Origin of the sequence: Pseudomonas sp. p1(2021b), from assembly GCF_020151015.1 — a bacterium.
Classification (GTDB): domain Bacteria; phylum Pseudomonadota; class Gammaproteobacteria; order Pseudomonadales; family Pseudomonadaceae; genus Aquipseudomonas; species Aquipseudomonas putida_K.
The window spans coordinates 3921428-3940998 of the sequence record NZ_CP083746.1 but is presented as its reverse complement, the minus strand read 5'-3'; the positions used below and the strand labels follow the sequence as shown (position 1 = coordinate 3940998).

Annotated in this window: 27 protein-coding genes and 2 pseudogenes; 12 read left to right on the top strand and 17 right to left on the bottom strand. The window is 59.9% G+C overall.

Annotated features, from left to right (window positions below; all coding sequences use genetic code 11):
* The first annotated feature begins 160 nt into the window (after positions 1 to 160).
* The gene (tcdA, locus tag K8374_RS18345; protein WP_224456678.1) at positions 161 to 970 is read left to right on the top strand and encodes a tRNA cyclic N6-threonylcarbamoyladenosine(37) synthase TcdA; all 810 of its coding nucleotides are present in this window, start codon (positions 161 to 163) and stop codon (positions 968 to 970) included.
* 134 nt (positions 971 to 1104) lie between these two features.
* Here the strand turns inward: tcdA and K8374_RS18340 are convergent, their stop codons facing one another.
* The 4 genes from K8374_RS18340 to K8374_RS18325 all read right to left on the bottom strand — a co-directional run bounded on the left by K8374_RS18340 (position 1105) and on the right by K8374_RS18325 (position 4219).
* Positions 1105 to 1515, bottom strand: a complete 411-nt coding sequence (locus K8374_RS18340) for a SufE family protein (protein WP_224456677.1) — start codon at positions 1513 to 1515, stop codon at positions 1105 to 1107.
* Complete coding sequence (locus K8374_RS18335; protein ID WP_224456676.1) at positions 1512 to 2717, bottom strand: cysteine desulfurase; 1206 nt, start codon at positions 2715 to 2717, stop codon at positions 1512 to 1514. Before K8374_RS18335 ends, K8374_RS18340 begins: the two co-directional genes overlap by 4 nt.
* Before the next feature lie 78 nt (positions 2718 to 2795).
* Entirely contained in the window at positions 2796 to 3830 is a 1035-nt protein-coding gene (gene dapD / locus K8374_RS18330; RefSeq protein ID WP_084854346.1) for a 2,3,4,5-tetrahydropyridine-2,6-dicarboxylate N-succinyltransferase, read from the bottom strand.
* Between the two features lie 41 nt (positions 3831 to 3871).
* A complete protein-coding gene (locus K8374_RS18325) occupies positions 3872 to 4219 on the bottom strand; it encodes an ArsC family reductase (RefSeq protein ID WP_224456675.1) in 348 nt (115 codons plus the stop codon).
* Between the two features lie 203 nt (positions 4220 to 4422).
* On the opposite strand from K8374_RS18325, the gene K8374_RS18320 reads away from it, so the two are divergent.
* Both K8374_RS18320 and K8374_RS18315 read left to right on the top strand, forming a co-directional pair.
* A complete protein-coding gene (locus tag K8374_RS18320) occupies positions 4423 to 5586 on the top strand; it encodes an AAA family ATPase (RefSeq protein ID WP_224456674.1) in 1164 nt (387 codons plus the stop codon).
* On the top strand, positions 5583 to 6068 hold the full coding sequence (locus K8374_RS18315) for a hypothetical protein (protein WP_224456673.1): 486 nt from the start codon (positions 5583 to 5585) through the stop codon (positions 6066 to 6068). The genes K8374_RS18320 and K8374_RS18315 overlap by 4 nt, the downstream gene beginning before the upstream one ends.
* A gap of 3 nt (positions 6069 to 6071) precedes the next feature.
* Here the strand turns inward: K8374_RS18315 and K8374_RS18310 are convergent, their stop codons facing one another.
* The 4 genes and pseudogenes from K8374_RS18310 to K8374_RS18300 form a co-directional block, all read right to left on the bottom strand.
* Complete coding sequence (locus K8374_RS18310; RefSeq protein ID WP_224459357.1) at positions 6072 to 7178, bottom strand: phage integrase Arm DNA-binding domain-containing protein; 1107 nt, start codon at positions 7176 to 7178, stop codon at positions 6072 to 6074.
* The gene (locus tag K8374_RS18305; protein WP_197853769.1) at positions 7159 to 7401 is read right to left on the bottom strand and encodes an excisionase; all 243 of its coding nucleotides are present in this window, start codon (positions 7399 to 7401) and stop codon (positions 7159 to 7161) included. Before K8374_RS18305 ends, K8374_RS18310 begins: the two co-directional genes overlap by 20 nt.
* Positions 7402 to 7652: 251 nt before the next feature.
* The gene (locus K8374_RS26260) at positions 7653 to 7877 is read right to left on the bottom strand and encodes a site-specific DNA-methyltransferase (RefSeq protein ID WP_263498540.1); all 225 of its coding nucleotides are present in this window, start codon (positions 7875 to 7877) and stop codon (positions 7653 to 7655) included.
* 6 nt (positions 7878 to 7883) lie between these two features.
* Positions 7884 to 8336, bottom strand: a pseudogene (locus K8374_RS18300) (DNA methyltransferase); the annotation flags it as partial.
* 122 nt (positions 8337 to 8458) lie between these two features.
* Here K8374_RS18300 and K8374_RS18295 point away from each other — a divergent pair.
* Together K8374_RS18295 and K8374_RS18290 are read left to right on the top strand one after the other, a co-directional pair.
* Entirely contained in the window at positions 8459 to 9289 is an 831-nt protein-coding gene (locus K8374_RS18295; RefSeq protein ID WP_224456672.1) for a putative phage abortive infection protein, read from the top strand.
* 115 nt (positions 9290 to 9404) lie between these two features.
* Entirely contained in the window at positions 9405 to 9674 is a 270-nt protein-coding gene (locus K8374_RS18290; RefSeq protein WP_224456671.1) for a hypothetical protein, read from the top strand.
* On the opposite strand, the gene K8374_RS18285 is transcribed toward K8374_RS18290, so the two are convergent.
* The 6 genes from K8374_RS18285 to K8374_RS18260 are packed head-to-tail and all read right to left on the bottom strand — an operon-like array spanning position 9661 to position 12060.
* Entirely contained in the window at positions 9661 to 10170 is a 510-nt protein-coding gene (locus K8374_RS18285) for a hypothetical protein (RefSeq protein ID WP_224456670.1), read from the bottom strand. The two genes, K8374_RS18290 and K8374_RS18285, sit on opposite strands and share 14 nt — an antisense overlap.
* A complete protein-coding gene (locus K8374_RS18280) occupies positions 10145 to 10492 on the bottom strand; it encodes a hypothetical protein (protein ID WP_224456669.1) in 348 nt (115 codons plus the stop codon). The genes K8374_RS18285 and K8374_RS18280 overlap by 26 nt, the downstream gene beginning before the upstream one ends.
* Positions 10493 to 10533: 41 nt before the next feature.
* The gene (locus K8374_RS18275) at positions 10534 to 10728 is read right to left on the bottom strand and encodes a DUF3784 domain-containing protein (protein WP_224456668.1); all 195 of its coding nucleotides are present in this window, start codon (positions 10726 to 10728) and stop codon (positions 10534 to 10536) included.
* A 3-nt stretch (positions 10729 to 10731) separates the two neighbouring features.
* Positions 10732 to 11244: a hypothetical protein gene (locus K8374_RS18270; RefSeq protein ID WP_224456667.1), complete on the bottom strand. Its 513-nt coding sequence runs from the start codon at positions 11242 to 11244 to the stop codon at positions 10732 to 10734.
* Between the two features lie 5 nt (positions 11245 to 11249).
* Positions 11250 to 11423, bottom strand: coding sequence for a hypothetical protein (locus K8374_RS18265; RefSeq protein ID WP_224456666.1), 174 nt, complete (start codon positions 11421 to 11423; stop codon positions 11250 to 11252).
* Between the two features lie 13 nt (positions 11424 to 11436).
* Complete coding sequence (locus tag K8374_RS18260; RefSeq protein ID WP_224456665.1) at positions 11437 to 12060, bottom strand: hypothetical protein; 624 nt, start codon at positions 12058 to 12060, stop codon at positions 11437 to 11439.
* Positions 12061 to 12349: 289 nt separating this feature from the next.
* On the opposite strand from K8374_RS18260, the gene K8374_RS18255 reads away from it, so the two are divergent.
* Positions 12350 to 12742: a hypothetical protein gene (locus K8374_RS18255; protein WP_224456664.1), complete on the top strand. Its 393-nt coding sequence runs from the start codon at positions 12350 to 12352 to the stop codon at positions 12740 to 12742.
* A gap of 2 nt (positions 12743 to 12744) precedes the next feature.
* Here K8374_RS18255 and K8374_RS18250 read toward each other — a convergent pair whose 3' ends face one another.
* Entirely contained in the window at positions 12745 to 12960 is a 216-nt protein-coding gene (locus tag K8374_RS18250; RefSeq protein WP_224456663.1) for a hypothetical protein, read from the bottom strand.
* A 48-nt stretch (positions 12961 to 13008) separates the two neighbouring features.
* Here K8374_RS18250 and K8374_RS18245 point away from each other — a divergent pair.
* The 5 genes and pseudogenes from K8374_RS18245 to K8374_RS26535 form a co-directional block, all read left to right on the top strand.
* A pseudogene (locus K8374_RS18245) lies at positions 13009 to 13146 on the top strand (phage tail protein); the annotation flags it as partial.
* 26 nt (positions 13147 to 13172) lie between these two features.
* Complete coding sequence (locus K8374_RS18240; protein ID WP_224456662.1) at positions 13173 to 13454, top strand: hypothetical protein; 282 nt, start codon at positions 13173 to 13175, stop codon at positions 13452 to 13454.
* 132 nt (positions 13455 to 13586) lie between these two features.
* Positions 13587 to 14030 (top strand): structural protein P5, encoded by a 444-nt coding sequence (locus K8374_RS18235; RefSeq protein WP_224456661.1) that lies wholly within the window; start codon positions 13587 to 13589, stop codon positions 14028 to 14030.
* Entirely contained in the window at positions 14027 to 14389 is a 363-nt protein-coding gene (locus K8374_RS18230; RefSeq protein ID WP_224456660.1) for a hypothetical protein, read from the top strand. The genes K8374_RS18235 and K8374_RS18230 overlap by 4 nt, the downstream gene beginning before the upstream one ends.
* A 92-nt stretch (positions 14390 to 14481) precedes the next feature.
* Positions 14482 to 14727, top strand: coding sequence for a hypothetical protein (locus tag K8374_RS26535; RefSeq protein ID WP_411969655.1), 246 nt, complete (start codon positions 14482 to 14484; stop codon positions 14725 to 14727).
* An 18-nt stretch (positions 14728 to 14745) separates the two neighbouring features.
* On the opposite strand, the gene K8374_RS18225 is transcribed toward K8374_RS26535, so the two are convergent.
* Positions 14746 to 15567 (bottom strand): SDH family Clp fold serine proteinase, encoded by an 822-nt coding sequence (locus K8374_RS18225; RefSeq protein ID WP_224456659.1) that lies wholly within the window; start codon positions 15565 to 15567, stop codon positions 14746 to 14748.
* Between the two features lie 1024 nt (positions 15568 to 16591).
* Here K8374_RS18225 and K8374_RS18220 point away from each other — a divergent pair.
* The gene (locus K8374_RS18220; RefSeq protein ID WP_224456658.1) at positions 16592 to 18238 is read left to right on the top strand and encodes a Na+/H+ antiporter; all 1647 of its coding nucleotides are present in this window, start codon (positions 16592 to 16594) and stop codon (positions 18236 to 18238) included.
* Between the two features lie 123 nt (positions 18239 to 18361).
* Here the strand turns inward: K8374_RS18220 and dapC are convergent, their stop codons facing one another.
* A complete protein-coding gene (dapC, locus tag K8374_RS18215; protein ID WP_224456657.1) occupies positions 18362 to 19558 on the bottom strand; it encodes a succinyldiaminopimelate transaminase in 1197 nt (398 codons plus the stop codon).
* Between the last annotated feature and the right edge of the window lie 13 nt (positions 19559 to 19571).

Here is a 19571-nt window from a genome sequence, read left to right as displayed (position 1 = left end):
CGCACGATGAAGTTCTGATGCCGCTCGGCTATCGCTCAGGACGCTTTGATTGATGGGTATTAAAGCAGGATTCGTAGGGTCTTTACTAACAAGGGCGGCATGGCGGCCCCAGGGCCAGCCTGTTGGCATATAATGCGCGCCGTTTTTTCAGGGGGTGAGCATGAGCACAGAAGATCCACGCTTCGCCGGCGTTGCCCGGCTGTATGGCGAACAGGGCCTGGAGCGCCTGCGCCAGGCCCATGTGGCGATCGTCGGTATCGGCGGGGTCGGTTCCTGGGCGGCCGAGGCCATGGCCCGCAGTGGCGTGGGCGAGATCACCTTGTTCGACCTTGACGATGTCTGCGTCAGCAATACCAACCGCCAGGCTCATGCCCTGGAGGGCCAGGTGGGGCGCCCGAAGGTGGAGGTGATGGCCGAGCGCCTGCGCGCGATCAACCCGGCGTGCACCGTGCATGCCGTGGCCGACTTCGTCACCCGCGACACCATGGTCGAATACATCACCGAAGCGCTCGACTGCGTCATCGACTGCATCGACAGCGTCATGGCCAAGGCCGCATTGATCGCCTGGTGCCGCCGGCGCAAGATCGCCATCGTCACCACCGGTGGCGCAGGCGGGCAGATCGACCCGACCCAGGTGCAGGTCGGCGACCTCAACAAGACCTTCAACGACCCGCTGGCCTCGCGGGTGCGTTCGACCCTGCGCCGCGACTACAACTTCTCGCGCAACGTGTCGCGCAACTATGGCGTGCCGTGTGTGTTTTCCAGCGAGCAGCTGCGCTATCCCAAGGGTGATGGCAGCGTCTGCCTGCAGAAGAGCTTCGTCGGTGAGGGTGTGCGCCTGGACTGCTCAGGTGGCTTTGGCGCGGTGATGATGGTTACCGCGACCTTTGGCATGGTCGCGGCGAGCAAAGCGGTGGAAAAGCTGGTGGCAGGGGCGCGACGGCCTTCGGAGCGCATCAAACCAGAATAACCGCCCTGTAGGAGCGGCCTCGTGCCGCGAAAGGGCCGCAAAGCGGCCCTGGCAATCCTCGCCGAAGCTGAAAAACAGGGGCCGCTGCGCGACCCTTTCGCGGCACGAGGCCGCTCCTACAGGGGCGGTGTTCGTCAGCGGTTGGACGCCAACTCTGCCATGCGCTGGAGCACTGCATGCAACCCATTGCTGCGCGACGGCGACAACTGCCGCTCCAGCCCCAGCTGGGTAAACCAGCCGTGCAGGTTCACCTGTGCCAGTTCCGCGCTCGGCAACCCTTGCACTCGTACCAACAGCAGCGCTAACAGCCCGCGCAACAGGCGCGCATCGCTGCTGGCCTTGAAGTGCCATTGCCCCTGGTCGTTCTCCGCCACCAGCCAGACCAGGCTTTCGCAGCCATGCACGCGGTTGGCTTCGCATTTCTGCGTATCGTCCAATGGCTCCAGCCGATCGCCCCACTGCATCAGCAATCGCGCCCGCTGCTCCCAGCCGTGCGCCTGTTCGAAGCGCTCCAGCGCCTGGCTGGCCTCTACCGGCAGGCTCATCGCAATAGCTCCAGGCCTTGATCGAGGGCGTCGAAGAAGCGCGCCAGGTCGTCGCCGTCGTTGTACAAGGCCAGCGACACCCGAATCGCGCCTTCGAGCCCCAGGCCCTTGAGCAGCGGCATGGCGCAGTGATGCCCGGCGCGCACGGCGATGCCTTGCTCGGTCAGCACGTGGGCAAGGTCGGCATTGTGCACGCCTTCCACCACGAAACTGGCCAGGGCCGCTTGCGGCGTGCCCAGGATGCGGATGCCGTCCCGGTCGGCCAGGCCGCGCAGCAACTGCTGGTGCAGGCTGGCTTCATGGTTGGCGACGGCGGTCGCGTCGAGGCTGGCGAGGTAGCCAAGGGTCGCGCCCAGGCCGATGACGCCGGCGATCGGCGGGGTGCCGGCTTCGAAGCCCAGCGGTGCGGGGCGATAGCTGGCGCTGTGGTAGTCGGCCAGTTGCACCATTTCGCCGCCGAACTGCCAGTGGCGCAGTTGCTCCAGCGCTCCCGGGCGGCCATACAGTACGCCGACGCCTTCGGGGCCGTACAGCTTGTGGCTGGAGAACACGTAGAAATCGCAGCCCAGCTGTTGCACGTCGTGCCGACCATGGACGATGCCCTGGGCACCGTCGACCACGGTCAGCGCGCCTTGGGCCTGGGCATGGGCGAGCAACGCAGGCAGGGGTTGCCAGGTGCCCAGCACATTGGACAGCTGGCTCACCGCCAGCAACCGTGTACGGGGGCCGATCAATTGCAAGGCCTGGTTCAGGTCTATATGGCCGTGTTCGTCCAGGGGCAGTACCACCAGGCGCAGGTTGCGGCGCCGGGCCAGTTCCTGCCATGGCAATAGGTTGGCATGGTGCTCCAGGGCGCTGATGGCGATTTCGTCGCCAGCTTCGAAGCGGTATTCCAGGCCATAGGCGAGCAGGTTCAGCGCCGCGGTAGCGCCATGGGTGAAGACGACCTGGCGTGCGTCGCCGGCGTTGAGCCAGGCAGCGACCTTGTCACGGCTGGTTTCGAAGGCCTGGGTGGCCATGGCGCCGGGCAGGTGCTGGGCGCGATGCACATTGGCCGCGCCGTGGCGGTAGTAATGGCTCAGGGCGTCGAGCAGGGCCTGGGGCTTCTGGGTGGTGGCGGCGCTGTCCAGGTAGGTCTGGTGCTGCCGTTGCAGGGCGGCGATCGCGGGGAAATCGGCACGCCAGGGGGAGGGCTGGAACATGATCACGGGACCTGAAATGAAAATCGGGCCTGGTGCTAGGCCAGACCCGATCTTATCACTTCGAACCCGTCATGGTTCTCAGTTGTGGGCGTGCAGCGCCTCGTTCAGCTCGATGGCCGACTTGTGGGTCTTGCATTCCACTGCGCCGTTCAGCGAGTTGCGGCGGAACAGCAGGTCGGTCTGACCGGCCAGGTCACGCGCCTTGACGACCTTGACCAGCTGGTTGTTCTCGTCCAGCAGGTTCACCTTGGTACCGGCCGTGATGTACAGGCCCGCTTCCACGGTGTTGCGGTCGCCCAGCGGGATGCCGATGCCGGCATTGGCGCCGATCAGGCAGCCTTCGCCGACCTTGATGACGATGTTGCCGCCGCCGGACAGGGTGCCCATGGTCGAGCAGCCGCCACCCAGGTCCGAGCCCTTGCCGACGAACACGCCCGCCGACACGCGGCCTTCGATCATGCCCGGGCCTTCGGTGCCGGCGTTAAAGTTGACGAAACCTTCGTGCATGATGGTGGTGCCTTCGCCGATGTAGGCGCCCAGGCGCACGCGGGCGGTGTCGGCGATACGCACGCCGGCCGGGACCACGTAGTCGGTCATCTTCGGGAACTTGTCCACCGAGAACACTTCCAGCAGCTCGCCCTTCAGGCGTGCCTCGAGCTGCAGTTCGGCCAGCTCGCTCAGGTCCACCGCGCCCTGGTTGGTCCAGGCGACGTTCGGCAGCAGCGGGAAGATGCCAGCCAGGCTTACGCCGTGCGGCTTGACCAGGCGGTGGGACAGCAGGTGCAGCTTGAGATAGGCCTCCGGGGTGGAGGTCAGGGCGCCGTCTTCGGCCAGCAGGGTGGCGACCAGCGGCTTGTGGCTTTCGGCCAGGCGGGTCAACAGGGCGGCCTGGCCGGCATCCACGGCCTTGAGTGCTTCGGCCAGCTGGGCGGCCTGGGCGTTGCTGAAGGCGATGGCCTGGTTGCCACCTTCATAGCCGAGGATCGGGGCGATGGCGGCGACCAGCTCGGCGCTCGGGGCGACCAGGGGCTGTGCGTAGAAGACTTCCAGCCAGGCACCCTGGCGGTTCTGGGTGCCGACACCGAAGGCCAGGCTGAACAGGGTAGTGGACATGCGATTACCTCATGCAAATAAGGGGTTGAAGCGAAGGCGGTTCAGGCCAGTGCCGCGGCGTACAGGTCGGGCTTGAAGCCGACCAGGGTACGGCTGCCGAGGTCGAGCACCGGGCGCTTGATCATCGACGGCTGGGCCAGCATCAGCTCGACGGCCTTGGCCTGGTCGAGGTTGGCCTTGCTGGCGTCATCCAGCTTGCGGAAGGTGGTGCCGGCGCGATTGAGGACCACTTCCCAGCCGTGCTCGTCGCACCAGCGGTTGAGGCTGTCGCGGTCGATGCCTTGGGTCTTGTAGTCGTGGAATTCGTAGGCAATGGCCTGGTCTTCGAGCCAGGTGCGTGCCTTTTTCATGGTGTCGCAGGCTTTGATGCCGTAAATGATGTAAGTCATTGATTTGCAAGGGAGGATGAGATCTTCCCCATTTGCCCCCCCAATATCTCCCCAAAATTCTGAGGCAAATTATCCCTTATCCCAGCGAATCAGAATAGGGCAAATCCCCCAAAAGGTGCCAATGAGGTAGCCAAGGGCGCTTCCATACCTTATCATGATTTTCCGTCAAAAATGACGGATTACGGGTTTTAACTGAGGTTCGAATGATTTATAGCTACGGTGCGCGCAACTACTTTTCCTTCAAGGAAGGTCTGAACGCTTCCTTTCAGCTCACAGCTAAGGCACCGGCCCTTGTATCCCAAGGACGAAAAGTTGCAACTGTGCTTGGAATCAAGGGCGGAAACGCTTCTGGAAAAACTAGTATTCTAAAATGTTTGCGTTTTCTTAGCTGGTTCATTGCTGACTCTTTCGCGAATGATGAGAAAGATAATATCAGTCTTGATCCCTATTTTGATAATAAGAATCCCACCGATTTTTATATTGATTTTCAGATCGGTGATGCAAAGTATCGCTATGAGCTTACTGCAACTCGCGAAGCGGTTGTTAGGGAGGCTTTGTACAAGAAATTGCAGAGAAAGACACTTATTGTTGAGCGTAAGGGGGATGCAATCTCCTACAGGTCCAATGAGTACAGCGCCCTTGATCTGATTGAGCTGAAGACTCGCGCTTCGTTTGTCTCGACTATCGTGAAATATAAGATTAAGAATTTGCCAAGCGACTTTGAGCGAATTGTTAGCTATTTCGAGAGGTTCGCGGGCAATGTGACGCCGCTTGGTTTGATTCCAGATTCAGAGATGTTTAATCGGGAAAGTGCTACTTCATTTTACAATAGCGTTCCTGAAGCTTTTGAGTTTGTGAAAAACTTCATTCGCAGGGCGGATCTTGGAATAGTTGATATAGAAATTCATTCGCATGACTTGCCTACGGGAAAGAAAGAGTTTTTCCCAATTTTCATTCACAAAGTAGGTAAGTCGAATGGGCGGGCCGCTCTTACTTCCTATGACCAATCTAGTGGGACAATGGCGCTGTATCGGCGCCTTGCAATATACTGGATGGTTTTGAAAGAAGGTGGTGTTCTGATCATGGATGAATTCGATCAGAACTGCCATCCCATGCTTTTGCCGCCTTTGCTAGATCTGTTCATTAACAAAGAATCCAACCCGCACGGCGCTCAGTTTCTGTTTACGGCACACAACTCCGATGTGATCGATAGTCTTGGCAAGTACAGGACTATCCTTGTTTCGAAAGAAGATGGTGAAAGCTACAGCTATCGGCTTGATGAGATACCAGGGGATTTGATTCGTAATGATCGGTCGATTTCAGCTCTTTATCGAGAGGGTAAGCTCGGTGGGATCCCTAAGTTATGAGAGGTAAATTTAAGAATAAAAAAGCAGCTGAATTCATCAAACAAATTCCAACGGATAGCGTCGAAGGTTCGGGTCTAGTTAAAAGGCTTAAGTTTAATCTTCATTACTTGGACCTTAATCAGCCAGCTGGATTGCGTGGTGAGTTGTCTGCTGACTTTCTTACACAGTTGTTGGAAAAGCTGAAGAACTTCAGTGAGCAGGATTTATCGCACTGGGTCACGATGCCTGCGGGGCGTGGCAATGGGAATATGTATCAAATATACGACAAGTTTCCCAAAAAAAGCGAATTTACTCACCCCCCATCTGTGCCACATGACGCAGTCTGGGGAAGGTTTCGTGTTGATCGAACCATTCGGTTGGCGGGGTTTACAATCCCGTCTGCACTTAATCACAAATTGTGTAGCCAAGAAAAATTTAGGTTTTGCGCTAATACCTTTTATGTGGTTTTCATTGATCTTCACCATAAATTCTACATAACCTAAAAACTAGGCCACATCTATCCACTCTGCGCCACGACTATCGCGGTATAGATCGGTCATCTTGGCTGAACGGTGACCCAGCAGTCGCTGGGCGTCTCGACCTTCCTCCTCATGCAGCCGGGCCGCCAAAGAGCGCTGTTCGTGGAAGGTTGGCGGGCTGGCGCCCAGGTCGAGGCCAAGTTTCTCTGCCGCCCGGTCACGGGCCACGGCGAACTCTTTGCTGACCGTGTCGAGCATGATCGGCGACCCCGCCTTCGCGCGGCTGATTGTCCGGTGGTGATGCACCACGTGCTTCGACAGCACTCTGTCCCGGCAACGCCGTATCACTTCAGCCAGGTTAAGCCCAACGCACTCGAGCGTAATGCTGGTGCTGAGCCGGAGCCTGGCCCCCGTCTTCGACTGGACGACCTGCAGGAACCCGTCCACCTCATCCTTGAATACGAAATTGGCGATGTCCTCTCGGCGCTGCCCGGTCAAGATGGCGAGCTCCATGGCGCGCTTGAGCCACGGCTGTTTGGCCTCTTCGTATATCGCCTTCCAAATCTCCAGCGTAAGCCGCTGGCGCTTGATCTTGACCCTTGCCGGCCTGGTGACCTCCACAGGGTTTGACTCAGCCCATCCCCTGCCAACGGCCTCCATGAACAGATCGCGCAACAACGACCGCATGGCCCTGGCCATCTGCGCCTTCCCTTCCTTCACGAAACCAGATAAGTAATCGGCTATATCCATTGTGGTCAACGAGCGAATGCCTTTGCCTCCGAAGGCCTCTTCTAGACGCTTCAACCGCATGCGCACATTGCGCAGTGTGGCTGATGACAGTTCGCGCCCATCCAGGATCAACTGGTACTCACCCAGCCATTCGCGGAATGGACGATCTGGAACAGATGGTTCCGGTGTGATCCGGGCCGCCAGGGTTGGCGGCGCCATTTGAAGGGACATGTTTGCGGCGACCGCCTCAGCGATCGCTTTAGCCTTGTCACTGCCAAGGCCAAACATGCGATTGCTGACGGGGTCGCGGTAGGTGTAGTACGTAACGCCGTTCCGTTTGTCGGTCTTTCTGTAGAGGTTGGGCGGAAGGTCCTTGGATCCAGGATTACGCGGCCTGGGCGCCATATCGTGCACTCGCAATTCGGTTTACAAGGGAGCTGCCAGCCGGAATGCGTGGCAGCGGCTCAGGCTCTTGGTAGCAAGCATCATCCTCCACATAGTAGCTGCGGCCATGCTTTACCGGGGCAGGGGTGATCAGGCCCTCACGGGCCCAACGGCGAAGGGTATTGCTGCTGGGCGGCGTCCTGAAGTGATCGTGCGCCCATTCCTCAAGGGTAACTTTGCACATGTTCGTCTCCACGCCGCCGGTGGCGGCAGGTTGGTTGTCAGGCTGCTGGCGCAGGCTCGACGCGGTAATAATCGGTTGCGCGGCAGCGCGGGCAAACCATGGTGCTTACGCCTTCTGCCCATTTGCATGGGGCTGGAATGCGCTCGCTTTCCTTGTGCTTATTGCGGCAACGGCAGCACTTCACGCTGATATCGGACATAGGGAATCCTTCGTCCGCGCATGTCGGCGGGCTTGAGTAGTTGGGGGAGGGGTTAGGCTCGCGCTTCGAAGAGGTCGATCTGCGCTGCCGGGGTTTCGCGGATGGTAATTGCCTCAGCAATGCGCTGCTGGGCGGTACCGAAATGCGCTTCGTCCTGCTCGATGCCGACAAAGCGCCGGCCCAGCTGGATACAGGCAACTCCGGTCGTGCCGCTGCCCATTGTGTTGTCGAGCACCACCTGGCCGGGGTTGGTGTAGGTGGCGATCAGGAACCGCATCCAGCTGACCGGCTTCGGCTTGTGCCAGATAATGTCCTGTCGCAGGTACCAGCCGTCAGCTTGGAGCGCGAAGGCTAGGCGCCAAGGGATGCCAATCAACTGCTTATCTGCCAGCCCGCAATCAACTTTGCGTGCATTCATGGCCTGCCGCTGCTGCGAACGCAGGATCCCAGCCTCACTGATGCCATTCCCTCCGCTGGCGGCACCCAATGTGCTCTTCCCTGTACCGCCGCTGCCTTTCGTGCCACTGGCGTAGCTATCTCCCAGATTCACCCACAGGGTTCCGTCATTCCGCAGCACTCGGCGCACCTCGCGGAACACAGCGACCAGGCTCTCGATAAATTCGCGGGGAGAGGCCTCCAGCCCGATCTGGCCGTCGACCCCGTAGTCGCGCAGTCCGAAATAGGGCGGGCTGGTAATGCAGGTGTGCACTGACTGATCCGGCAGCGTCCGCATCATCTCGATGCAGTCGCCCACCAGGATGCGGTGATTTGATTGTCGCAATGGATTCTCTCCTGGCGTGATGGCACTATGGCTTCAGACGTCATGGCCATATTCATAGCTGGATACGAGGATTTGACATGGAAGATCGGGAAAATAAAAAAATTCCAAGAACATTAGTTGTTGTAAGTGTTGGTTCGCTAATAGTTGCGCTGTATGCAGGGTATTGGCTATTTCTGTTTTTCGGTTTCGATGCCGCTGACACCAATGGAAATTTGGTTGGCGTTAGGTCTGGGACATTCGGGGATGCCTTCGGGGTGCTTAATGCTCTCTTTTCTGGCCTGGCGTTTTTTGGTCTTATTACGACTCTTCTTCTGCAGCGCAAGGATATTGCTGACAGCCAGGTCGATAGCTTGCGTCAGCAGGCCGAGTCGCAATTTTATAATATGTTAAGTCTTCAGCAGTCGGTCGTTTATGATATTGATTTGCAACGAACTAATGGCGGCGGTAATCAAGTCATCACTAAAGGAAGAGACTGCTTCAAAGTGTGGTCCAATAAGTTGCAAAAAGAATATGATGATGCCACCTCTACTAATGAGTCTGACAGGATCAGAGAGGCCTACAGAGAGTTGTGGGATAAGCATCGAGGGGATCTAAGTATTTATTTTAGAAGTTTGTATACTTTGCTTCGGTTTATATCGGAAAGCAGGCATATCAATAAGAAAGTGCTTGGTAGTGTTGCTAGGTCATTAATCTCCGATTATGAGTTGGTTGTCCTGTTTTATAATTGCTTGATGCCAAGCGGTCAAAAGTTTCAGCAATATGCCAATGAGTTTGCAATTTTTGATAACTTGGATGTGACTCTGTTGTTACATCCAAATCATGTGCTGAATCTGGATCGAGAGGCGTTTGGTGACAATGAATTTGCGATTAACTTGTTTGATTATGATGAGGCTGAATTTAATCCTTAGTTTGAGGCTGTGGGTTTTGACCAGTGCTTCATGCTTTTGTACTGTGAAGCAGGACGATTGCTTATAAATTGGGTATTACGGGTGACCGGCATAGGGCCGGACACAAGGAGGTTTTATGTCATTCGAGCCGACTTATCTCGAGAACTTCGAAGACTATCGAGATCCTGAAATCAGGACCCGGGTAACCGGGCCGATCAAGACGCATCCGGAGAGGGCGGACTGTAAGATGACCCATTATTCGGTGACGCTTGCGATTTTCCATGGTGGAAAGGAAGTTCCTGGTACCAAGGAAAGCCTGCGCGGTGAATATGCTGACGGGTATCAGGCGGAAAACTCAGCCTTCGCCCGTGGACGAGAGCTCGTAGACCGGATCATGGCGCTATAACCTCGTCCCCCGGATCTTGCTCAATCATCAACATGCTCTTCCGGTCGAAGGCCAGGGCCAGCCGCGGTGAGATGCTGATTTCGTGCCGCGGCGGGGTGCGAAACTTCGCCGCGTGCAGCCTGCCCAGTGCGTGGATGCCGTGAATCAGCGCCTCGATCATCTGGCTGTAGGTGGCATCTGCCCAGCCGCATATCGCTCGCAAGTGCTGGCCCGTTCGCTTCCTAGCTGACAGCCGCAGCGGTTCAGTGCGCGCCACGGTTCTGTGAGCATCGATTTCGTGGCGCGCGATCCTGAACAGCGCGTGATGCCCGAGCGCTTCGATGTGATGAATCATCAGCGTCATCGCCTCGCCCTGTTCCTCGATCCCGGCCCACTCCATCAGTTCCAGCAGGGCCTGTTTAGTCCCTGGTCGAACCTTCAAGCGCAGGTCTTCTTCCTGTAGGCGCTCGGCCTTTTCGCGCCGGCGCTCGTCACGCTGCTTCTGCGTCAGAGCCATCATCGCCTCCATTGCGCACAAAGCTGGTGCCCGGCCCGATATTGAGCAAGTCGCACACCCGATTGATGATCTTGAGCGCAGCGTCGAACACCTTGGCGTCGTCCGGCTCGCGGGCCAAGCGCTTCATGTTCGGCTGGTGCTCCAGGCAGACCTTGTCGACCAGGCGCCGGGCCAGCCTGCGCAGGTGGTTGGCGCTGTCGTGAACACGAAGGCTCAGCGCAAAGGCCAGGGCCACGTCATCAGGCCGGTACTGGCCGCCGCTGCGGGTGATATACAGCTTTCGCACTGGCTTGCGCATTGATGCGTCGAGAAGGGTTGCCATGTTCGACCTCCTGCAGGCCGCTTGGTGGAAGGTGGAGATGTTCACGCCGCCTTGTTCTTTGCAGCGCGCTTCGGATTTTTCTGCTCAATCTCAAGGTCCATGTCGTTCCAACCGGCCAGAAACCATGAGCCGTGGAACGTGTGAAAGGCGAATGGGTTGGCCATCTTGCCGCCACCGTTGCGGCGGCATTCCCGGCCAAGGTAGTAGACGGTGGGGTGCTCACCATGATCGCTCATGGCCTACCTCTGGCGCTGTTGAACTGGGAAGTCGATATCGAACGCCTCGATGATTCGCACAAGCCGACAGTTGCCGATACCCAGTTCAATCGTGGCCCGGCATCTGGACTTTCCCGCATCACGCAAGGCGATGATCTTTTCGGCTAGATCGCGGTCCTCCTGACTCGGTTCGGCCTTTACCTTCGCCGGCCTGGCTGGTCTAGGCGGGCTGAAGAACCTGAATCCGCCACGAGCCGCTACGCCCCATAGAGCGGTCTTGGTTTCGCCCAGCAGCTTGGCCACCTCGCCACAGGTCATAGTCTTAGCGAGCTCTGCTATCTGCGCGGTGCGGGCCTTGGCTCGGCTTTTGCGCTCACCGTCGGGCTCTTGCTTGACTGGCTTTGCCCGCTTCGGCTTGGGCTCAGGATGTCTGCGCGGCGGTAGAGGCCGGTAGGTGAAGCCCTCCAGCACGACGAGCTGGCCGCCAGACGCGAAGAAGGCCGCGGTTGCGGCCTTCAGGTCGATGGATTGGTTCATGCGAGCTACCTCATGAGGGCTTTGCGAACGAACGGGTCAAGATCGGGCTGATTCAGCAGCCAGCGGCGGTAATCGGGCGGTAGATCGCTGAACTTGGCGCTGCGGTGCTTGCCGAAGCCGATCACGGTTGGAATGCGGGCGTCTTCCGAAATGGTCCAGAGCTCTTCCCAGTCGGCCACAGGGCGGCCCAGCTCAGTAGCTAGGGCGTCGAGGATCTTGATCAGCAGAAGGCGACAGTTCTCCACGTCGTCCAGGGCGGCGTGGGCGTTGCGCAGAAGACCTGGCGCTTGTTCGCGGTAGTGCAGGTAGATCATCGCTGATTGCGAATGGCTGAGGGGACTGCTCGAGGACGCGATAGGCTGCCGAGAACACGCTCTGCAGTTCCTGCATCGTCTCTGTGATCGGGATCTTCGACATGGCGTCGTCGAGTGCCGCAGCCTGGAGATCAGCTTGAGACTTGCCATCGTTCAGCCAGGCCAGAAGGCGCCGGCCGGTATCCGGGCTGACAACCTCCGGCTGATCGAAGAGACGGGTACGGTCCTTGGTGGTCACGGCGACGTTTCCATCGTGTAGCAGGTCGAGCACCACAGTGAACTCGTAGTCAGAACCGTCACGCTGCTCGGACTTCATGCCCAGTTTGAGGATCTTCTTGCCTTCGCCCTGAACCGTCTTGGTCTTGCTGCGCATGGTGCAGATGATGTGCAGCGGGCTGGTCAGGATGGACTCTTTGCGCTCGTCGCCCTGGTAGCGCTCAGGCGAGAACGCTCCGACCGTCTTCCAGTCGAGCTGGGCGGCCAGGCGGGGTGTTGTGCTCATGGTTACCTCAGGAGGTGATGCAGCCTGCGTAAGCGCTGGCGAGCATCCAGGCGGTGCAGAGGGAAAGGGTGATTAAGCTGCCGCGCAACATGGCGAGGCGACGGGCTCGCTGGTAGCCGGTCATGGCCGCACGCGGACGGCGATGCGCCGGCCCTTCATTGTCACGCCGAGACTGCGCTTGAGGCTCGCCACCGGCGTCTCCCGTGGCAGGCCCACAGCGCTCTCTGCTTGGTTCGGTAGCGGAACGACATCCGCAGGATCGACCCAGGCCGGGTACAGCCCTGAGATCATGGACAATTTCGTCTCTGGTCGGCGCGCTGCCGGTGGCCCGGTAGCGGCAAACTCACTCTACCAGGTCAATGAACTGGGGCCCGAGCTATTGAATCAGGGTGGCAAGACCTACCTGATGATGGGTAGCGAAGCGGGGAGCATTACGCCCCTTGGCCCGGCTTTGACACCAACAATCGCGTCGAGCGGAGGCGGTGGGCAAGGCGCTGGTTCGACAGTGAACGTGAGCATCACGATCAATAGCGATGGCTCAAGCCAGATGGAGTCGAGCAGCCCAATGCTCGGGCAGTTTGGAAGGGAAATTGGCGATTTTGTCGAGATGAAGTACCGCAAGCTGTTGAGCATGGACCTGCGTCCTGACGGTGCCATTGGCAGGGCCATGCAGCGGCGCTGAGATCACTTCAGGACGGCGCGTGCCTTTTCCAGCACGATTTTTTCGAGCTGGCTGAATGTCATGTCACGAGCATTCTCGATCTCAAAGTTAATGCCGATACCGGCGCCGCCATAGCAGCCGTCGGTATCGAACTCCAAATCAATGTGGCTTGAAACCAACTGCAAACGCTCATCATCAGCTTCGTCGGTTACGGAGATGCTGGAAACGGTGAGTTTCATGCTGGACCTCACACCTTGGTTGAAAGCCAACATCCTATCGAGATCACTATGGCGATAGAAACCTTTCGTTGGCCCACCGAGCGCGGCGAGACTCCTGACATCCAATACCGGGTGCGGGAGTCTCGATTCGGCGGCGGGTATCGGCAGATCGTCGGTGACGGACCGAACAACAAAGAAGACAGCTACCTGGCGATCGATCTGGGAGTGAATGTATGAGTGCCGGCCTGAAGGTCTACGACCCGAGCGGCCTGCTGCTCCTCGACATGACCAGTTCGATCAGCCAAATGATGGGGTATGTGGATACAGGCGCTGCCAATGGTTCGCTCTCGATTCCGCTGCCTCCGGCCGGCAAGGAGCTGTTCTATGCCGTCACTGAGCTGTCGGTGCAGAACAAGTACCTGGGAAAGCGGCCGGGGGTAACCCTCAGTGTCGGTGCATCCAGCGCGACGCTATCTTGGCAGTACTCATATCCGGGCGGTTGGGGGTGGCGCTGATCCGCCTGCCCGATCAGCCCGGCTACCCCGACGAGATCGCCTGGCCCGCGCCGCCGGCCTGATCAACTGAACGACAGCCTGCCAACGAAGACAACCGCCAGATGGCGGTATTTTTTTGGCCGGAGAAAACCCATGACCGCACGCGGCGTACGCAACAACAACCCCGGCAACATCGATTTCAACCCCCGGAACGACTGGGTGGGCCAGCTGGGCCTGGAGGTGCGCGCCGCTAAGCCGCGATTCGCCCGCTTCGATACCCCAGAGAACGGCATCCGCGCCCTGGGCAAGCTGCTCATCGCCTACCGCGGCAAAGATAGCATGCCCGGCGTGGGCGGGAAGGGCATCGACACGGTGTTTGAGACCATCAACCGCTGGGCGCCGGCGAACGAGAACGACACCCAGGCCTACGCCTCGGCCGTTGCCAAGCGCCTGGGCGTCCGCACCACCGACCCGATCAACATCAAGGACCCGGCCACGCTGCGGGTGTTCGTCGAGAGCATCATCATCCATGAGAACGGCGGCAACCCGTACAAGCCCGAAGTGATCGACGAGGGCGTGCGGAGGGCGCTGGCGTGAGCGGGTGGGCCTTACGCGCTGCGGGCGCCGGCCTGCTCATCCTGCTCGGCATGGCCGTCGGTACCTGGGCCACTACCAGCCACTTCCGGCCGGCGCTCGACGCGGCGCAGGACCGGGTTGCCGAGTGCGCCGCCGCGCGTGACAACCTCGCCGGGTTGGCGCAGGAGCAGGGCAAGGCCCTGGGCGATTTGACCCGGGCCGCGAACGAACGCCAAGCCCGGGCGGAGCAGGCCGTGAAGGATGCACAGGCCAGCGCCCAGGCCGACTTCGCCGCGGCAAATCGACTGCAGCAGGAGTGCACCGGTGGCGACCAGTGCGCGGCTGCCACGGCCATCATCGACAAGGAGCTGGGGTTATGAGCCTGGGGCTGAAATTGCGTTTCTGTGGGAGCGGCGCGTGGCGGTTTCGAGCTACAAGCCGCGTAATTCGTGGTCTTGCGTGTGGGAGCGGGCTGGTTCTGACCCTGGGCCTAGCTGGGTGCGGCGGGAAGGTCGAGCCACAGGTCCAGCATGTTCGCGTCGAGGTACCAGTCCAGGTGCCGTGTCGCGCGCCGGAAGTCGCTGTGCCGCCTTGGGCTGCTGCCGGCCTGCGCAAGACCGACAGCCTGGAGGTGAAGGTGAGGGCGCTGCTGGCGGAGCGTAGGCAGCGGATCGGGTATGAACGATTGCTGGAAGCTGCAGTAAACGCCTGCCAGTGAGGCGTTTACTGTCCAAAATCAAGCCCTGCTGACAGCCTTTACAGCACTGCTTAGCTTCTGGCTTTCAAAGATTTTTGCGTACCCTGCTTGCAAGCAATCGTACTGATACATCGTCCGAAGCAGCCAGATTTTTTGCCACAGCGAATCATTCATAGGGTGCTGTGTCACATTGAGGTTCAGCAGAGCCGCCTCTCGCATATCAATCACCGAGCCATGAGAGTGATAGTGCCCGCGGGTAGCCATCTTTGAGATGGTTTCATCAATAGCTTCTGGCACATGCGACATCATACCGCGAGATAACAGCTCTCGCGCAAGCTTTTCAGTCTGGCCGCGCGTGGTCAGAGCTAGTTGGTACTCGATTGGGTTGAACGATCCTGCAGGTGCATTGAGAATGAACTCGACCGGAACGCCATTGTAGGATGGATCGATCGGACCCAGTTCGGACTCCACGCCCATCATTATGGTAGACCCCGTTAAGGCAATGACAGTGCCATTGCTTTTGGCTCGACGCGGGACGATTACCCGTAAGTCAGGAGCGGCCTGCTGCAGCAGGGAGCAGATCTTCTCAGTTGGGTCGGTGTATCCACCATTAGTCTCGAGTAGCAGGTCTATTGGCTTGCCAAGAGCGCCGCGCAAAAGCTCTGCAAACAGGACATCATCACCCATGTCGATCTGGGCTCCGGACTGCTCGCACTCAGTGAAATAAACGATCAACTCACGTCCGGTATCTTCTTGTATGTCAGAGATCAGTTGCTGACGAAGATACCGGTCTTTGTGCGTGACCCAGAAAAGCGGGGATTGAGGCGGAAGCGTCTTAGAGCGGGGGAAGCAGTCCGGCATGCTGGCGAGCGTCCTGATCGTCGTTGGAATAGTGGCGCTCACCAAGAGCGAATGCCGTCAACCCAGCATTCATACGCTCGCTGGCTTGGCGAATAGCCTCATATGGGTCACGGCTTGGAGGGGACGTTACCTCGTCTTTGACGAGAACCTGGTCCGTCCTGGTCCCGAAAAGATTGCGGGCCTGAGCCATCGCGCTTGACTCGTGAAAAAATACGCTGCTCATAAGCTGCTCCATCAAAGATCAGCGGCATTTGTCAATAATTACTTATCCACAGGATGTGCACACTGTACAGACAAGGTGGCTCGCGATTATCTCCACGTCAAGCTTCAAGTCAAATCATATTTGAGATGCCAGCGGTTTTGAGTCGTGAACCTGGGATACTCCCTCACTGCATGGCGACGAGCGGTGTGCTCTCGACTCTGTAGTGATACTGTTCATTTATACAGTGTTCGGGTCTTCATGGCTAGACCAGATGCTGGTGGCGTGGGGCTTAGGAAGAGGAGGGTTGGCAGAACGCCAGAGGAGGGATAGATGCTCGGGAAATCTTCCCCAAAATGCATCCGTAAACGCCTGATTATATTGAGTTCATAACGAACGAAAACGGCGCCTGTGCAGGGCGCCGATTTAGATTTAACGTACTGATTTCATTGGGATTTGGTCGAATTACTATGGCGTCCCAGGCTTTTATGCCATAGAGCGTATAGGTCATCGTGTGCATTGGGGTTCGAAGGCCGCCCCAATTTCTCCGTGTTCGATTGTCAGTCGCGGGATTATGCGGGAACGCTCCCTGGAGCGCCACGGGTGTGCATGGCTTGGGGGTTCGGTGCATGGTCGATCGCGCGCAGTCGTAATGCTGAAGCCCTGCACCTCGCCCCTGCCACGTATCATCGTGTTACATATTCATTCGCCCCCTGCGACTATGGTGCAGCGGCCCCGTTTCCCCATCCGCCGCTAACATATTGTTTCAATGGCGAGGATTCGCCCCGTTGTCGCTCTATTCGGATTACACAGGAAGCTTTGCCGATGCAGTCAGCCTATACCGTCCTCATCCTGCTGACGCTGGTAAGTGTGTCGAAACTGGTCGGTCGGGTGGTCCCGCTGCCATTGCCGCTGGTGCAGATCGCCGCCGGCGCGCTGCTGGCCTGGCCGACCCTGGGCCTGCACGTGGCGCTGGATCCGGAGCTGTTCCTGTTCCTGTTCCTGCCACCGCTGCTGTTCGCCGACGGCTGGCGCATGCCCAAGCGCGAACTGTGGCGCCTGCGTGGGCCGGTGGTGGCCTTGGCGGTGGGGCTGGTGCTGTTCACCGTGGTCGGTGCGGGCTACTTCATCCACTGGATCGTGCCGAGCATTCCCTTGCCGGTGGCCTTCGCCCTGGCGGCGGTACTGTCGCCCACCGACGCCGTGGCGGTATCGGCCATCGCCCAGGATCGCCTGCCCACCCCGTTGATGCACATGCTCCAGGGCGAGGCGCTGATGAACGATGCGTCGGGCCTGGTGACCTTCAAGTTCGCCCTGGCTGCGGCGATCACCGGGGTGTTCTCGCTGACCGAGGCAAGCGTGACCTTCGTCATCGTTGCCCTGGGCGGCCTGGCGGTCGGCGTGGCCCTGAGTTGGCTGATCGGGCGGCTGCGGGCCTGGATGATCGCTCGCGGCTGGGACGATCCGGCGACTCACGTGGTGTTCATGTTGCTGCTGCCGTTCGCCGCCTATGTGCTGGCCGAGCGCCTCGGTGTGTCGGGCATTCTGTCCGCGGTGGCGGCCGGCATGATGCAGAGCTGGCTCGACCTGCTGCCGCGCCAGACCAGCACGCGCCTGCTCAACCGCAGTGTGTGGTCGCTGTTGGAGTTCGCCTTCAATGGCCTGATCTTCCTGCTGCTGGGTCTGCAGTTGCCGGACATCATCAAGGCTGTGGTCAGCGACGAAGCTACCGTATGGCCGACCCTGGCCTGGCGCTGCCTGGATGTGGTGGCGATCTTCGTGGCGCTGGTGGCGCTGCGCTTCGTCTGGGTGCAGAGCATCTGGCGTGCGATCGGCGTGGTACGCCGTTGGCGCGGCAAGCCGGAGCTGGTGCTGGTGCCCACCACCCGGTCCTGCCTGCTGTTGACGCTCGGTGGCGTACGCGGGGCGGTGACCCTGGCAGGCGTGATGTCGGTGCCATTGCTGATGGGGGCGGGCAAGGCCTTCCCCGAGCGTGACCTGCTGATCTTCATCGCCGCCGGCGTGATCCTGCTGTCGCTGGTCAGCGCCTGCGTCGCCTTGCCGCTGTTGCTGCGTGGGGTCACCAGGAGCCCGGACGAACGCCTGCGCCAGGAGGTACAGGACGCCTGGCGGCGCACGGCGGAGGCGGCCATCCATGCCTTGGAGGCCGAGGAGGTGGTCGATGCCAATGCGCCTCAGGATGCAGCCCAGGCGACCTTGGCGGTGGAGCTCAAGGCGCGTTTGATGGCCGAGTACCGTGATGAGTTGGACAGCTACAACGACACGGCCGAAGCTCGGGCCCTGGCCGAGCAGATGGACCTGCTGGAGCGGCGGTTGCGGGTGCGGGCCCTGCGGGCGCAGCGGCTGGCGTTGTACGAGCTGCATCGCAAGCACTTGGTGGGCGATGAGGTGGTGCGCCAGGTGCTGGGGGAGCTGGACATGAGCGAGGCGAACCTGGGGCAGGTCAGGTAGGGCCATATCTGGCCCATTCGCGGGACAAGCCCGCTCCTACAGGGTTCGCGCTGCTTTCAAGATAACAGGGCCCTGTGGGAGCGGTTTTACCCGCGAAACGGGGCGCAAAGCGCCCCAGGCCAATCAGCGGTTCTGCAGGAATTCGCGAATCCGCTCGGCGGCCTCGATGCACTCGGCCAGCGGCGCAACCAGCGCCATGCGCACCCGACCCGCGCCCGGGTTCACGCCATCGACCTCACGCGACAGGTACGACCCCGGTACCACGGTCACATGCTGGGCTTCGAACAGGTCACGAGTGAAATCGGCATCGCAGCCCGGCACCTTGGCCCACAGGTAGAAACTGCCGTCCGGGCGCTGCACGTCCATCACTGGCTGGAGAATCGCCAGCACCGCGTCGTACTTGGCCCGGTACTGGTCGCGGTTTTCACGGACATGGGCCTCGTCCTGCCAGGCGGCGATGCTGGCCAGCTGGGTTTGCACCGGCATGGCGCAACCGTGATAGGTGCGATACAGCAGGAACGGCTTGATGATCGAGGCGTCGCCGGCGACGAAGCCCGAGCGCAGGCCTGGCAGGTTGGAGCGCTTGGACAGGCTGTGGAACACCACGCAACGCTTGAAGTCGCTGCGGCCAAGCTCGGCACAGGCACTCAGCAGGCCTGGTGGCGGGGCATCTTCGTCGAAGTACAGCTCGCTGTAGCACTCGTCGGCGGCGATCACGAAATCGTGCTCGTCGGCCAGGGCGATCAGCTTCTTCAGCGTGTCCATCGGCACCAGGGCGCCAGTGGGGTTGCCCGGGGAGCACAGGAACAGGATCTGGCAGCGCTGCCAGACCTCGGCCGGTACGGCATCGAAGTCCGGGTTGAAGCCGTTGCTTTCCAGGCATGGCAGGTAATGCGGGGTGGCGCCGGCCAGCAGGGCTGCGCCTTCGTAGATCTGGTAGAACGGGTTGGGGCTGACCACCAGGCCGTCATCGGCGCGGTTGACCACGGCTTGGGTGAAGGCGAACAGCGCCTCGCGGGTGCCGTTGACCGGCAGGATGTGGCGGTCGGCGTCGAGCCAGCCGGCCGGCACGCCGAAGCGGCGTTCGCACCATTGGCCAATGGCCTGGCGCAGCGCGGGCAGGCCGATGGTGCTGGGGTACACCGCCAGCTTGTCGAGGTTGTCGGCCATGGCCTTGGCGACGAACGCCGGTGATTCATGCTTCGGTTCGCCGATCGACAGGGCGATGGCGCGTTTGTCCGCCGCAGGCTTCACGCTGCCCAGCAGGGCACGCAGTTTCTCGAACGGGTAGGGCTGAAGCTGGGTCAGGGCATGGTTCATCGGCGCAAGGTCT